The 15350-nt window shown below is 27.3% G+C and carries 16 protein-coding genes; 6 read left to right on the top strand and 10 right to left on the bottom strand.

The annotated features are described in order from the left end of the window. Positions 1–12 precede the first annotated feature (12 nt). The 5 genes from sufU to sufC are packed head-to-tail and all read right to left on the bottom strand — an operon-like array spanning position 13 to position 4928. Positions 13–453, bottom strand: a complete 441-nt coding sequence (gene sufU / locus HGPB_RS03955) for a Fe-S cluster assembly sulfur transfer protein SufU (RefSeq protein WP_019132397.1) — start codon at positions 451–453, stop codon at positions 13–15. Further along, the gene (locus HGPB_RS03950; protein ID WP_019132396.1) at positions 440–1678 is read right to left on the bottom strand and encodes an aminotransferase class V-fold PLP-dependent enzyme; all 1239 of its coding nucleotides are present in this window, start codon (positions 1676–1678) and stop codon (positions 440–442) included. The genes sufU and HGPB_RS03950 overlap by 14 nt, the downstream gene beginning before the upstream one ends. Further along, the gene (locus HGPB_RS03945) at positions 1668–2732 is read right to left on the bottom strand and encodes a SufD family Fe-S cluster assembly protein (RefSeq protein WP_019132395.1); all 1065 of its coding nucleotides are present in this window, start codon (positions 2730–2732) and stop codon (positions 1668–1670) included. Before HGPB_RS03945 ends, HGPB_RS03950 begins: the two co-directional genes overlap by 11 nt. A gap of 8 nt (positions 2733–2740) precedes the next feature. Further along, on the bottom strand, positions 2741–4129 hold the full coding sequence (gene sufB / locus HGPB_RS03940; protein WP_036738299.1) for a Fe-S cluster assembly protein SufB: 1389 nt from the start codon (positions 4127–4129) through the stop codon (positions 2741–2743). Positions 4130–4157: 28 nt separating this feature from the next. Then, positions 4158–4928 carry a Fe-S cluster assembly ATPase SufC gene (sufC, locus tag HGPB_RS03935; protein ID WP_019132393.1) on the bottom strand — a complete coding sequence of 257 codons (771 nt, stop codon included), beginning with the start codon at positions 4926–4928 and terminating at the stop codon, positions 4158–4160. Positions 4929–5084: 156 nt separating this feature from the next. Here sufC and HGPB_RS03930 point away from each other — a divergent pair, with 156 nt between their 5' ends. Further along, on the top strand, positions 5085–6323 hold the full coding sequence (locus HGPB_RS03930) for a hemolysin family protein (protein ID WP_019132392.1): 1239 nt from the start codon (positions 5085–5087) through the stop codon (positions 6321–6323). A 21-nt stretch (positions 6324–6344) separates the two neighbouring features. Here the strand turns inward: HGPB_RS03930 and HGPB_RS03925 are convergent, their stop codons facing one another. Then, positions 6345–6698: a hypothetical protein gene (locus HGPB_RS03925; protein ID WP_019132391.1), complete on the bottom strand. Its 354-nt coding sequence runs from the start codon at positions 6696–6698 to the stop codon at positions 6345–6347. Positions 6699–6957: 259 nt separating this feature from the next. After that, the gene (locus HGPB_RS03920) at positions 6958–7839 is read right to left on the bottom strand and encodes a LysR family transcriptional regulator (RefSeq protein ID WP_019132390.1); all 882 of its coding nucleotides are present in this window, start codon (positions 7837–7839) and stop codon (positions 6958–6960) included. Positions 7840–7919: 80 nt separating this feature from the next. Between HGPB_RS03920 and HGPB_RS03915 the strand changes: the two genes are divergently transcribed. The 5 genes from HGPB_RS03915 to HGPB_RS03895 all read left to right on the top strand — a co-directional run bounded on the left by HGPB_RS03915 (position 7920) and on the right by HGPB_RS03895 (position 13084). Beyond that, on the top strand, positions 7920–8654 hold the full coding sequence (locus tag HGPB_RS03915; protein WP_019132389.1) for a creatininase family protein: 735 nt from the start codon (positions 7920–7922) through the stop codon (positions 8652–8654). 12 nt (positions 8655–8666) lie between these two features. After that, positions 8667–9995, top strand: coding sequence for a sodium/glutamate symporter (locus HGPB_RS03910; protein WP_019132388.1), 1329 nt, complete (start codon positions 8667–8669; stop codon positions 9993–9995). Positions 9996–10000: 5 nt separating this feature from the next. After that, positions 10001–11185 (top strand): M20 metallopeptidase family protein, encoded by a 1185-nt coding sequence (locus HGPB_RS03905; RefSeq protein WP_019132387.1) that lies wholly within the window; start codon positions 10001–10003, stop codon positions 11183–11185. Between the two features lie 325 nt (positions 11186–11510). Then, positions 11511–12056, top strand: coding sequence for a TetR/AcrR family transcriptional regulator (locus HGPB_RS03900; RefSeq protein ID WP_019132386.1), 546 nt, complete (start codon positions 11511–11513; stop codon positions 12054–12056). After that, positions 12053–13084, top strand: coding sequence for a DUF2871 family protein (locus tag HGPB_RS03895; protein WP_019132385.1), 1032 nt, complete (start codon positions 12053–12055; stop codon positions 13082–13084). The genes HGPB_RS03900 and HGPB_RS03895 overlap by 4 nt, the downstream gene beginning before the upstream one ends. 160 nt (positions 13085–13244) lie before the next feature. On the opposite strand, the gene HGPB_RS03890 is transcribed toward HGPB_RS03895, so the two are convergent. From HGPB_RS03890 to dprA, 3 genes are all read right to left on the bottom strand, one after another. Then, positions 13245–13586, bottom strand: a complete 342-nt coding sequence (locus tag HGPB_RS03890) for a phage holin family protein (RefSeq protein WP_019132384.1) — start codon at positions 13584–13586, stop codon at positions 13245–13247. Positions 13587–13701: 115 nt separating this feature from the next. Next, on the bottom strand, positions 13702–14259 hold the full coding sequence (locus HGPB_RS03885; RefSeq protein ID WP_019132383.1) for a GNAT family N-acetyltransferase: 558 nt from the start codon (positions 14257–14259) through the stop codon (positions 13702–13704). Beyond that, a complete protein-coding gene (dprA, locus tag HGPB_RS03880; RefSeq protein WP_019132382.1) occupies positions 14256–15347 on the bottom strand; it encodes a DNA-processing protein DprA in 1092 nt (363 codons plus the stop codon). Before dprA ends, HGPB_RS03885 begins: the two co-directional genes overlap by 4 nt. Between the last annotated feature and the right edge of the window lie 3 nt (positions 15348–15350).

The following is a 15350-nucleotide window of genomic DNA, read 5'->3' as shown; positions in this document are numbered from 1 at the left end:
ATCACCTAGTCTTTATTTATCTTTATTGTTTTTTTCTATAACATTTTTTAATGTATACCATGGTAAAACGGCGCATTTAACACGAGCTGGTAAATTTTTTATATTTTCAAAAATTATCGCATCACCAAGTTTATCAAATTCTTCTTGGTCTGTTACTTCATTTTTTATCATTCCAATAAAATCATTAGCCATATCTAAAGCTTCTTTATAGGAATGATTTTTTATAGTATCTATCATTATTGAAGTAGATGCTTGAGAAATAGCACATCCAGTCCCTGTATAAGATGCATCTTCAATCTTATCTTCATTTCCTTTTAATTGAAGAGTGATTTCATCTCCGCAAGAAGGATTATTTCCTGGTTCTACAAAAGTAGGATTAGACAATTCTTTTTTATTTCTACTATTTCTACTGTGTTCAAGTATCACTTCTGTATAAATATCATTTAGATCCAATTCTTAATATCCTCCTAACATCTTCTAAGTGTTCTATAAAACTATCGATTTCTTCAAAAGTATTATAAAATGCAAAAGAAGCTCTGCAAGATGCATTCACACCAAGATATCTGTGAAGAGGTTGAGCACAATGGTGTCCAGATCTTACAGCAATTTTATAATTATCTAATATTGAAGCTACATCATGTGGATGAGCTTCTTTTACATTAAATGCAATTACAGGTGATCTATGAGAATTACTTGTCGTGTAAACATCAATATAATCTAATTTTTTAATCTTTTCATAAGCATATTTGCAAAGTTCTGATTCAATATTATAAATTTCTTCTATACCTATCTTATCTATATAATTTATAGCTGATACTAGTGAGGCTACCCCTCCAACATTAGTTGTCCCAGCTTCAAAACGTTGTGGACTGTTTAAAAATGTTGATTCATCTTCTCTAACATACTCGATCATATCTCCACCATATAAGAAAGGATCCATAGTGTTTAACAATTCTTCCTTGCCATACAGCACTCCAATTCCCATTGAAGATAACATTTTATGTCCTGAAAAGGCTAAAAAATCACAATTTAAATCCTTAACATCTACCTTATGATGAGGAACATATTGAGCTGCATCTACAACTGTAATTATATCTTTTGAAACGTTTTTGGCCTTTTCTATAAAAGCTTTTACATTTGGCATTGTTCCAACTACATTTGATGCTGCTGTTATTGCTAAAATTTTTGTGTTTTTATTGATTTTACTATCAAATTCTTGATCTGTTATTTGCATATCATCATCTAAATATAAATAATTTAACTTTGCCCCAGTTTTATTTGCAACAAATTGCCATGTAACTAGGTTTGAATGATGTTCCATTATTGAAATTAAGATTTCATCACCTTTTTTTAAATTATTAAGTGCATATGAATATGCTATTAAATTTAAAGCTTCTGTCGCATTTCTTAAAAAAATTATTTCATTTGCTGAATTTGCATTAATAAAATCTGCAACTTTTTTTCTTCCATTTTCATATACTTCTGTTGCAGAAAATGCAAACTTGTGGGCTCCTCTATGAGGATTCCCATTTTGATGTTCATAATATGCCACTGTATCTTCTAAAACCTGAATTGGTTTTTGAGTTGTTGCAGCATTATCAAAATATATATATTCAGGGTCATCTTCTAAATATTTAAAATCTTTTCTAATTTCATTTATTTTTTCCTTAATTAGCATTATCAGTTCCCCTTACTATATCAAAAATCTTATGCCATAACATATTTCTAAACTCTTCATCGTATATGCTATTGATTGCTCCAGCAAATTTTGATTGAATTATTAATGATTTAGCATTTTCTTCATCAAATCCCCTACTCATTATATAAAACATTAAATCTTGGTCTACATTTCCAGCACTAGCTGCGTGATTACCAATTACATTGTCTTCATGAGTTAAAAGCACAGGAGCTGAGATTGATTCAACATCATCATCTAATAAAATTACATATTCTTCCTCTGATCCTTCACTGAATGATGATCCTTCTTTAAAATCAAGAGTTGATTTAAATGTTTTCTTAGCTTGATTTTGTAATGCTCCATTTACCATAATGTCTGATTGAGTATATTTGCCATAATGAAAAATATTATATAACATATTTATTTCATCTTTTTTAGAACCAAGATATATTGAGTTAATATTTAATTCTGAATGCTTACCTAATAAATTAGCTTGCATATAAGTGTAGATTTTTTTAGCACCTAACTCAAATTGACTAATATTAACTTTTGCATCCTCATCTATATCTAAATATATAGTTTCCAAAGAAGTTTGTGATGTGTTTTCATTTTGTATTATAAATAAATTTATTGTAGAGGCTTTTTTTGCATGAATTTTTAGTAAAGAGCTTCTAAATTTTTCTTTATCTCCAATATTTTCATAGTCAATTATTAAATTTAAATTTCCACCGTTTTCAGAGACAATATAATGATTGTCTAATACTTGATTTTCATCATCACTTGTAATAATTTTTATACTTTCTTTTACATCTTTACCGTCAGACTTATATATTTTAAATAAATTATTATATTTTTTATTTAAATCTAGTACATCTTGTGGAAGTTGATTATTCTTATTTTCAAAAAAATTATTTAATAAAATATCATTAACTTTATCAGATTCCATTTCTAGGTTAATCTTTTTTAACTCAGGAATATCAACCCTTGATTCATTTATTTTTAAATAATTAAATGTTTTAAATGTTAGTTCATTTGTTAATATTGTTGATTGCATATTTCCTCCTAACCTATTGATCCTTCAAGTTCAAGATTGATTAGATTGTTCATTTCAACAGCATATTCCATTGGTAATTCTTTTGCTATTGGTTCTGCAAAGCCTCTTACTACCATAGCTTTTGCTTCTTCTTCGGATATACCTCTTGACATTAAATAAAATATTACATCATCAGAAATTCTACCAATCTTAGCTTCGTGTCCAAAATCGACGTCCTTATTTTTTATATCTATAACTGGAATAGTATCTGATCTTGATTTGCTATCTAGCATTAAAGACTCACAAGATACACTTGCCTTTGAGTCGTAGGCATCTTTGGCAATTTTTACAAGACCTCTATATATTGCCTTGCCTCCGCCTTTAGAAATTGACTTTGAATTAACTGTTGATCTTGTATGTGGAGCTAGATGAATTGCTTGTGCTCCAGTATCTATATCTTGGTCTGCACCTGCAAAAGAAATTCCAACATATTCGCTGCTTGCATTTTCTCCTTTTAAAATAGAAGCTGGATATAGCATTGAGACTTTAGATCCAAAAGATCCTGATATCCATTCTATTTTTCCATTTTTTTCAACAATTGCTCTTTTTGTATTTAAGTTATACATATTTTTTGACCAGTTTTCTATAGTTGAATATCTTAATGTAGAATTTTCTCCAACATATAATTCAACTGCACCAGCGTGAAGATTTACTTTGTTGTACTTAGGCGCAGAACAACCTTCTATAAAGTGGCAATAGCTATTATTTTCTATAACTATTAAGGTATGTTCAAATTGTCCTGCTCCAGGTGCATTTAGTCTAAAATATGATTGTAAAGGTACATCAACATTTACATTTTCTGGAACATATACAAATGAACCACCGCTCCAAACTGCATAATGAAGAGCCGCATATTTATGAAGATTTGGATTTATACATTTACCAAAATATTTTTTAACTATTTCTGGATATTGTTTTAAACCAGACTCAAAATCAAGGTATACAACACCTTGGTCTGCTAAATATTTTTGAATATTATGATAAACTATTTCAGAGTCATATTGAGCTCCCACACCTGATAAAATCATGTCTTTTTCTGCTTCTGGTATACCTAATTTATCAAAAGTATCTTTTATATCTTCAGGTACTTCATTCCAATCATCAGTCATATCAGCATCAGGTCTTATATAAGTTGTTATTTCATCTATATCAACCGCAGAGATATCTGGTCCCCAAACTGGATTTTCTTTTTGATTAAATATTTCTAAAGCCTTTAGTCTATACTCTAACATCCATTCAGGTTCTTCTTTTTCCTTAGATATCTGTCTAACTATTTCTTCTGTTAAGCCTTGTTCAGTTTTTGATCTGTAGGTAAATTTATTTTTAATATCATAAATTCCCCTATCTAGATCATCTATCTTACTTTTTTTCTAAAACGTTCAGCCATTATTTCACCTCATCTTTAATCCAAGTGAAACCTTCTTTTTCTACCCTATCTACTAAAGATTCATCGCCAGTTTTTACTATTCTGCCCTTATAAACTATATGAACATAGTCAGGTTTTATATCCTTAATTAATTCTCTGTGGTGTGTAATAATCAGAACAGACTTATTGTCTTTTTGCATATATCTATTAATACCTTCTGCAACAATTCTTGTTGCATCAACATCTAGTCCTGAATCAGTTTCATCAAGTATTGCGAGTTTTGGATCTAACATTAACATTTGAAGAATTTCATTTTTCTTCATTTCTCCACCAGAAAATCCTTCATTCAAATATCTTTGAGCATATGAACTGTCAAATGATAGTTTTTCCATTTCTTCTTTTAATTCTTTTTTAAACTGAATTATTGATATATTTTTATCTTCTATATTAGATTTAGCTGTTCTTATAAAGTTTTCAACACTTATTCCAGAAACTTGCATAGGATATTGAAAACTCATAAATAATCCTTTTCTAGCTCTCTTATCTGTAGATAATTCAGTTATATCCTCTTCATCTAAAAATATTTTTCCACTATCAAGATTATACTCAGGATTATCCATTATTACATTTGCAAGTGTAGATTTACCAGAACCATTTGGTCCCATAATCACATGTACTTCCCCATAATTTATTTTTAAATTAATATCATGTAGTATTACTTTTTTACCTTCTTCATTATCTAAATCAACTGATGCAGATAAATTCTCTATTCTTAATAATTCTTTAGCCATAAATATCTCCTTTTTAATTCATACAATTTTACTAGGAATTAAATTCTGTTAAAAGTATACCACAAATAATTATCAATTAACAAAAAAACTTGAATTTATTAGCATTTATATTGTTTTTATTAACACACTAATACTATAATATTATCGAGGTGTGATATGGAATATAATCATGTTTTATTAACGATACTTATGTTTTCAATATATTTATCTTTTGAATTTACTATGGTTGAAAATGCTTTACTAAGTCTTACACAACATAAGCTTAATGAAATAAAGAAAATCTCAGAAAAAACTTATGATATTTTAATTAGAAATTATAACAATGATAAAATTTATATCTCGATTCTTACTTTTGATTATTTTGCAAATGCCTTAATAGCTGTTTTAACATCAATATTATGTTTTCATAGATTTCAATATTTAGGTTTGATTTTAGCAACAATAATATCTACTTTTTTTGTAATTATTATTGGAGAAATTGTTCCAAAATCTATTGGAAAGCAAAAATATGAAAAAATACTTTTATCTAGAGCTAAATACCTTGATCTACTTATGAAATTGCTTGTTCCATCTGTTAAATTAATTAATGCAATTTCAAAACTTTTCATAAGATTTATTGGTGATAAGAATTATGTTGAACCGCTTATCACCAAAGATGAGTTAATAGATGCCGTTTCAATTAGTGCCGAACAAGGAATTATTGACCAAGAAGAATCAGATATGATAAATAATTTAATGGGCTTTAAAAGTTCTTTTGCTAAAGATGTAATGACTCCAAGAACTGATATTGTAGCAATAGATGTTGAATCTAATTATGATGAAATTATAGAAGTAGTTAAAAGAGAAGCTTTCTCAAGAATGCCAGTCTATGAAGATGATATTGATAATATACTTGGAGTTTTACATGTTAAAGATTTGATTACTTTAGATAGAGATTGTATATTAAAAGATAATTTAAATATCTTAAAGCCAATTTATTATACCTATGAATTTAAACCTATAAGTCAATTATTTAACGAATTAAGAAATCAAAAATTATCAGTTGCAATCGTAAACGATGAATATGGCGGAACTGAGGGAATAATAACAGTTGAAGATTTGGTTGAAAAAATTGTTGGATCTATTTCCGATGAATATGATGAAGAAGATGATGAGGATTATATAAAAATAAGCAAGAAGAAATATCTTATTGGTGGTTCAATGAATCTTGACGATTTTAATCAAAAATTTTCAACTGAATTAAGCTCTGATGAAATTGATACAATAGCTGGCTATATTATAGAAAACTTAGATAGATTCCCTAAAACGGGAGAAAATATTACTATAAAAGATTTAAATTTTACTATAGCAAGCAGTAAAAAAAATAGAATAGAAAAGCTGGTACTTAATCTCTAGTACCAGCTTTTTTAACGCCTATTATAATTGAATTACTCTTAAATCAGATTCTTTCCAACTTGCATTTTCACCAAGTTCTTCAACAATACTTTTTAATATTTCGTCATTTTCATAACTTTCATCTAAAGGCGCAACCCTTACTTCTTTGTCAAAAGGAATTTCATCTGTCTTTTCGCCAAAATCAACAAAAGTTATAATTCTATTTCTTAGATTTTTTCTTTTATTTTTATCATCAACTCTTATGTATGTTCCATCCAAATCTCTAGTATAAAAATAGATGTTTTTATTATATCTTCTCTTATAGTACATATCATAAGCCTCACATGAGAAAGAGTACATTCCTAAAGGATGTACATCAAAAATTATTTCTTTCATATTCCTCCTCCTGATCTTAGCTTTATTTTACGATATTATATTATTTTAGTCAAAATTATATTAAAAATTTATATAATTTTAAAAGAAATAATATAATATTATTTAATAAATACTATACTTGTATCTTACGAGCAGTCTTTGTCATAAAATATTTAATACACACTCTCTTCATTACTTTTAAAAAATATAATACATATTTTTATAGTAATACTTTATAGATATTTCCATTTGCTTATCTATTTATATTCAACATATAGGTTTATTTTAACTTATTAGTTTCATATTTTATTAAATTAAAAAATTCCTTCACATAAAAATTATTATTATTTTTACGTTTTAAAACGAAAGTTTTTCTAAGATATACAGGTGGATTTGTAGGTTTTAATATAACATCACTACCTGTTGTCTTAACATAGTTTGGAAAAAATCCTATTCCCAAATCAGAATTAATTAGACAAAGTTTAGTAAAATATGTATTCACATATGTTATATCCTTTACCTCAAAAAATCTTTTATAAAAATCATATATAGAATATATGCTACTAGTAAACATAGTAACAAAATTTTTATCATTTAATTTTTCAGTATCTATTATTTTCTCATTTGCCAAATTACTTTCTTTATTAACTCCAAGTAGCCATGGATCTTTTGATATTAAATACTTATCGTAATTATTATCATCTATTTGATTAAAAAATTGATCTGTAGTTAATATTAAATCAAGCTCATATGAATTAAGTTTTTTTAATAATTCTTTATATTCATATTGAAATACTTTAATTTTTACATCAGTAAATTCTTTTGTAAAATTTTTTAAATATTTATCTAATAAAAAATGTTCATAAGTTCCTACACCTATACTAATATATTTACCTATTCCTTTTTCTAAATTTTTAGTATTTGTTATAGCTAAATCATATAGGCTAATTATGCTTTTTGATTTTTGATAAAATTCTTTGCCAGCTAATGTTAATTTGACTTCTTTATTATTTCTATAAAAAAGAAGTACCTCAAGTTCTTCTTCAATTGAATTTATTCTTCTGCTCATTGCAGTCTGGGTTATATTTTCTTTATCTGCCGCCTTAGTAAAATTTAAAGTTTCAGCTAAAATAATAAACGATTTGATATTATCAATATTCATATACTCACACTTTCATAATGATTTACTTTCATTATACAATACACTTTCACTGTGCTATGTTAAATCAAAGGAGTGATTTTATGACAAATTATATCAGAGAATTAAGTGGAAAACAATATTTGAAAAGAATTGAAGATAGTTACACTGCGATAGTACCAATAGGTGCTTGTGAAGTGTATGGTACACATCTTCCAATGGGTCAAGATTTAATAGTGGCTAAACGAATTTCTGAATTGGTATCTGAAAAAACAGGAGCTTTAATTGCGCCAACAATTGAAATCGGAGAATCTTCTGCTTTAGATACTTTTCAATGTACTTTTTCATTACCTAGAAATGTTATAGAAGGATTTTTAGATTATCTTGTTGGCAAACTTCTAGACGATGGATTTAAAAATATTTTATTTCTATCAGGCCATGCTGGAAATGTAGAAATAGTCAACTATGTAGTAAAAAGATATCAAAAAACTCATAATTTTAATGCTGCTCAAATTGATTGGTGGAGATTTACTCAACATTATAGCGATGATGTGTTAGACTTCACAGGAGCAATGGCTCATGGCCATGCAGCTGAATGTGGTACCTCAGTTATGTTGTATTTATATCCTGAGTTAGTTGACTTAGATAGTATGGAAAAAACTACTCCAAAAGATAATTCTAAGTTTAAAGATATAATAACAATTGAAACTCTAGATAAAAAGACTGAAAATGGAACAGTCGGTGATCCTAGAACTGCAAGTAGAGAAAAAGGAGAGAAAATTGTTAATAAATGTGTAGACAGAATTGTTGAATACATGAATGAAAAATTCACCAAATAGGAGGTAATTATAATGACTTTAAATGATGTTATATTAGATATTGCTTCAATAAGTTTTTTATTATTTATTTCATTTTTTATAAGACAAAAAATCAAGCTTTTTCAAAAAAACTTTATACCTGTTTCTCTTATAGCTGGTATATTAGGTTTAATATTAGGACCTCAAATTTTAGGAAAAATTAGTCCTGTATATATAAAGTTTAGTGAATTTATAGGTCAATGGACAAATTTTTTATTCTGCTTTATATTTTCAACATCTTTTCTTGGAATTTCAGCAAAGAAATTTGGTAAAGATGTAATTTCGACCACTTTCATAACAGGTACAATACATATGATGCAAGTTTGTACGGGCTTGTTAATTACTCTAATCTTAACTAAATTTATTACAAATCTTCCATATGGAATAGGATTATTACCTGTAGCAGGTTTTTATGGTGGTCATGGTTCTGCTGGGATTATAGGTGGAAGTTTCTCTCTAGAAGGCTGGGAAGATGCCATGGGAATTGCAATGACCTACGCAACAATAGGTATGTTTATTGCAACCGTATTTGGAATGGTTCTAGTTAATTGGGGAGTAAAAAAAGGATATGTAAAAAAGAAAATGGACTCTTCATACCTTGAAGAAAAAGATATTACAGGCATAATTCCTCTATCAGATAGGAAACCTGCAGCTATGGAAATATCAAATCCATCAGTTATAGATCCTATGGCTTTCCAACTAATGATAGTAGGAACTATTATAGCAATATCTCATATTATTAGAATTTCTATAATTAAAGTTTTACCTTTTTGGGAAAGAATCCCTTTATACACTATGTGCTTATTAATAGGAGCTTTACTTGGAACTTTAATTAGTAAAACTAAGTTTAATAATTTAATAGACAGACCATCAATGAAAAGAATTTCAGGAGTTGCATTGGAATATGTAATTGCTGCAGCTGTAGCAACTATAAAATTGTCTGTGCTAGCTTCATTCTTGGTGCCAATAATAATTTCGTCTATTATATTGTCTGCCCTAACAGCAGTTTTCGCTATCTTCTTTAGTAAAAAGTGGTATGGCGACGGTTGGTTTGAAGTTGCAATGGGAGCTTTTGGTCAATGTACTGGTTCACTAGCAACAGGACTTCTTTTAATAAAAGTTGTTGATCCTGAAGGAGAGACACTTGCTGCTGAAAGTATTTCTGGTTCATCAACTTTAGGGTCTACTTTTCAATTACCATATACTACAATGGGACCTATGTTTTTAATGGCAAGTCCATTAATGTTTACTCTTGGAAGCTGGGGTATATTCTTAGCATTCTTAATAATTGGAACTTTATTATTTGGAAGGAGTAATAAATAAGTAAAATGAACTATGTTGATACTATATTAAAACTAATCGATAACAACAAAAATGAATTTATAAAAATTCGTGAGCATTTACACAAGTACCCTGAATTAGGAGAAAATGAATACAAAACCACAGAATTTTTAAAAAAACATTTAATTAATTGGGGTTATGAAATATTAGATTTTGGAATGGATACTGGAGTTTTCGCTATATTAAATAAAGATTTATCAGAGAATTTAGTTGCAATAAGATCTGACATAGATGCTCTGCCTCTTAAAGAAGAATCTTTGCTTCCCTATGCTTCAATAAACGATGGAATAGCTCATTGTTGTGGTCATGATATTCATATGAGTGGTGTTCTACTAACCGCAAAATTATTAGCAAATCTAAAAAATGAAATTAATGGATCTATATTATTTATATTTCAACCAGCTGAAGAAACTTTAAGTGGATCAAAAAATGTAATCAAAAGTGGAATTTTTAATAAATATATGCCTAAAGAAATAATTGCTACTCACACATGGCCTTACTTAGAATCTGGAAAAATTGGTTTATTAAAAAAAGAGTTTATGGCCTCTTCTGATAATTTCAATATAAAAGTAATTGGATCAGGAGGACACGGAGCTCATCCAGAAGATTGTGTAGACCCAGTTGTAGCAAGCGCTTATATAATTACATCAATTCAAACGATAATTTCTAGATATATAGAACCATTGGATAATGTTGTTATTAGCATAGGAAAAATTTATGGAGGAAATGCTGTAAATATAATTCCAAATGAAGTTTCTCTTGAGGGTAGTATAAGAACAACAAATAATATAACTAGAAAAAAAGTTCATAAAAAACTAACTGATATTTCTAAACAAATAGCAGCTGGGTTTGGTGCAAAAGCTGAAGTTAGTATATTTCCAGGCCCCCCTGCGGTAGTCAATAATCCAGAAATAGTTGAAAAAATTGAAGAAGCAGGAATCAAAATTCTAGGAAAAGATAATGTTGTTTATCTCGAAAAACCATCCATGGGATCTGAAGATTTTGCTGAATATCTTCAAATTATGCCAGGTGCACTTTTTAGAACAGGAACCTCAAATAGCGATCCAAATTCTAAACTTGGACTCCATAATTCAAAAGTAGTCTTTGATACAGATTCTTTATTTACAACTGCAAAAGTAATGTCCCTATATGTACTCAATTGTTTTGAATAATTAAAAAGAAGTATCCTATATTTTAATATATAAGATACTTCTTTTTTTATTAAGCCTATAATATTGAATTTTAAATAAATTTTTATTATATATTCTAATTGAAAAGTTGTTTAATTATAGTTTTATTTTTTTAAAGATTGCATGAACTAGAGTTTTAGATAATCTCGCCTCTATATAAATTTATGCAGATTATATATTTTATAAACTTATAAGCGTTTTGTATTTAATATTATAACCTGCCATACAAAAATTAAAAATAAATTTGACAAATTAGAAAAAAAGATTTATTTTATAGTAAATGACACAGTGTCACTTTGGGGGTAATATGGCAAAAGATACTTTTAATAACTTAGACAAAGAAAAAAAAGAAAAAATTTTTGAAATGCTAAAAGAGTTTTTCCAAGAGGAAGATTTGAAAAATATAAATGTTTCTGGCATAGTAAAAAAACTTGGAATTGCTAGGGGATCTTTCTACCAGTATTTTGAAGACCTAGAAGATTCTTATTTTACAGTTCTTAAAAGAGAAACTGGTGAGATTCACCATAAATTTTTCAATCTATATCAAGAAAATAATAAAAACCTAGATGTCACTCTTAAAATCTACAGAAATTTTTTATCTGAGGAACTTTTTGATAAAAATTTAAAAAGATTATATAGAGCAAAATTTTTTATGTTTGAAAATTCTTTTATGCTAAATGGCAAAAATTATTTAATTGAGAATTTATCAGATGATGAATATCATTTAATACTCTATATTATGTCTGTTTTTCATGAACTAATAAAAGAAAGCATAACTCGTGATTATGAAAAGGAAAAGTTTTTGGAAGTTTGCAATATGTATATTGATTGGTTGTTAGGGGGTATATTATGAATCAATTTGAAATTTTTTTCGACTCACTCTATCTTAGTTTTGTAATTTTTCTTGGAATAAGAATGTTATTAATAGAAGATAAATATAGTAAGATTTTAGCTTCTATGACTTTACTTCTTGGGATAGGAGATTCTTTTCATCTTCTTCCAAGAATAGTTGCAAATGTAATGGAAAATGGTTTTGATGTTAATAGTTTCGGATTATTTCTAGGAACTAGAGTCTCCTCTATTACTATGTCCGCTTTCTATTTACTACTTTATTTCTACATAAAGAAAATAAGTGAAATTGAAAATAAAAATCTTGATATTTCTATGATTGTATTATTTGTAGCTAGACTTATAGGCGTACTGATTACTTTTAAATTTAGTGGAAATATGGATATTATTTCAAATATTCCTTTTATTATAATGGGTTTAATAGATATATTTCTTTTATACAAATATAGAGAAAATGAAGAATTTAAAAATCTAGCTATCTATGTATTTTTTAGTTTCTTATTCTATGTTCCAGTGGTTCTTTTCAAAAATATTTCCCCATCCATTGGAGCTCTTATGATGCCAAAGACTATAATGTATGTTTTAATTGTAATTAAACTTTATAAAAATTTAAAAAAAGACTTTGTTAAAAAAGATATTGTAGAATTTGCAGTAGCTTACTTATTTTTAGGCATACTAGCTGGCGCAGTTTATCGCGAACTTGGAAAAATATATCCTGTCCAAATAAAAATGTCACTAGTACACACTCACCTAATCATTCTCGGATTTATAGTTCCAACAATTTTTTATTTAACAGTTAAAAATTTAAATCTTTCAGATAAAAAAATAGAAAAATTATTTAGGATCTATAACTTTGGAATTTATTTTAGTTTTACAACGATGTTTCTACACGGATTAATTGATAGTTATAACATATCAAATCTTGTAAGGATAGCTATGATTTCAATCAGTGGTATTGGACACATATTAATAACTCTTGCAGTAATTTTAGTCTCAATAAAAGCTTTAAGATCAAGAAAAATCATTCAGTAGTTATTTATAATGATTCAAAAAACTTTTTGAAGTAAAGAAAGAATCCGACTGGTCAATTCTTTCTTTTTATTGAATATAATATGTATTTTACCAAAATCAATAAAAAAAGATTAATAAAATAATTCAAGATTAATTTTGAATTATTTTATTAATCTGTATTTTAATCTTTAACTAAATTTGAAATTGCGCTATTTACAATAGCAAGTACTATACTTGCCCAAAATGCTGTTCCAAATCCTGCTATATAAGCACCAGAGGTAAGCCTAAATGCTATTTGCAATACTATAGCATTTACTACTAATGAAAACAATCCTAGAGTTAATATAGTTATTGGCAAAGATAATACCTTAAGTATTGGTTTTATTACTGCGTTAACAATTGCAAATATAAGTCCGATAGCAACGATTGCTTGCCAATTGTTAAAAGATATATTACTAAATAATAAATCTAATATATAGAAGGACATAAAATTTACAACTAATAAACTTAATAATCTTTTCATATTTTTCTCCTTTCTTATCATATTTTATACCATACTTTCATTAAAAATATTCCTAAAATCTGATATTTTAACTCTGTAATAAATTAATTTAAGTACAATATTAGTGAATAAAAAGTTAATCAAAAATTTTTATATAATCCTTAGATGATATTTTATAATAATTCTCTGTATTTATTTTTGTATTATTTGAGTAGTTTGTTTGTGATTTAAAATATTTCATACCAGCACTTTTCATAACTCTTCCAGAATTTATATTTCTAACATCATGTTTTGCATAAATTGTTCTAAATCCAGCTTCTTCAAATGCATATTTTATAATAAGTTCTAAAGCTTCACTGGTATAGCCTTTATTCCAATATTTTCTTCCTATGCAATATCCAACAAAAGCAGATTTCTTAGAAACATCGACATCCATTAAAGTGATTGAGCCTATATTTTCATCATTTAACTTACAAATTGCCCATTGGTAAAAATCTTCTTTACTATAATTTTTAATCCAACTAGAAATAATCCTTCTACTTTCTTCTATATCTTTATGAGGCTTCCAAGTCAAATATTTTGTTACATATTCATCATTAGCCCAATTATCATACATATCTTTTGCATCGCTTATTTTAAATTTCCTAAGCATAAGCTTATTTCCAATTAATTCTTTGTTATCTTGTTTTTTCAATCTAGCATCCTCATATTAATTTCAATTCTTTCTCCATTTACTATTACTAAATCTTTCATTTCTAAAATAGTAATTAAAGAATTAAGTTTAGAAATATCTATTTTTAAATCAACAGCTATTTGATTTATTGTAGCATTGGAGCTCTTAACATAGTCTAAAATAGCCTTCTCTTCTTCTGATATATCAAACTCTTCTTGTTCTTCTTTTTCGCTAATTTGAGGCAAATATAAGCTTAAATCGTCAAAGTTTGCTAATATATTTGCTCCATCTCTTATTAATTTGTTCGTTCCACTAGAATATATGGAGTTTATATTTCCTGGCACTGCAAAAACTTCTTTGCCTTGTTCTGCGGCAAGTCTTGCAGTAATTAAAGACCCACTTTTATCCTTTGCTTCAACTACGATTAAAATATTGCTAAGTCCAGATATAATTCTGTTTCTTAAAGGAAACCTAAATGGAAGTGGTTGGACACCAGGACCATATTCACTTAAAATAAGTCCGTCATTCTCTAATATGTCTTGATAAAGTTTTGCATTTGAGCTTGGATATGCTTTATCTATTCCAGAGCCTAATACAGCAATAGTTTGCAATCCATTTTTTAAAGCTGCCTTGTGAGATAAAGCATCAATTCCATATGCCATACCGCTTATAATTGTTGCATCGTGTTTTTGTAAATTATCAACTATATAATTTATTACAATATTTGCATAATTACTGTGCTTTCTAGATCCAACCATTGATATTGGATAAGAATCTTGATTTCTTAATTTCCCTTTGCTGTATAATATTTTAGGAGAATTTTCTATATAAAATAATTTTTCAGGATAATCTTCATCATATATAGTATGTATTTCAATTGAATTCTTATCGCAATAAGTCATAAGTCTATCTACAAAATCATCCCTATATTTCAATAATTTATTGTATGTAGTTGGATTAAATAATTTTTTATATTGTTTAATCTCCTTTTTATCAAATATCGCTTCTTTTTCAATATTATTTTCTTCTAATATTTCTATAAGTGCAGACATTTGAACATTTTCAAATCCTAAAATACTTAAATTAATTATAAAATCTCTATTTTCCATATC

Origin of the sequence: Peptoniphilus obesi ph1 (assembly GCF_000311865.1) — a bacterium.
Lineage (GTDB): Bacteria > Bacillota > Clostridia > Tissierellales > Peptoniphilaceae > Peptoniphilus_E > Peptoniphilus_E obesi.
This window is presented reverse-complemented; position numbering and strand designations above follow the sequence as displayed.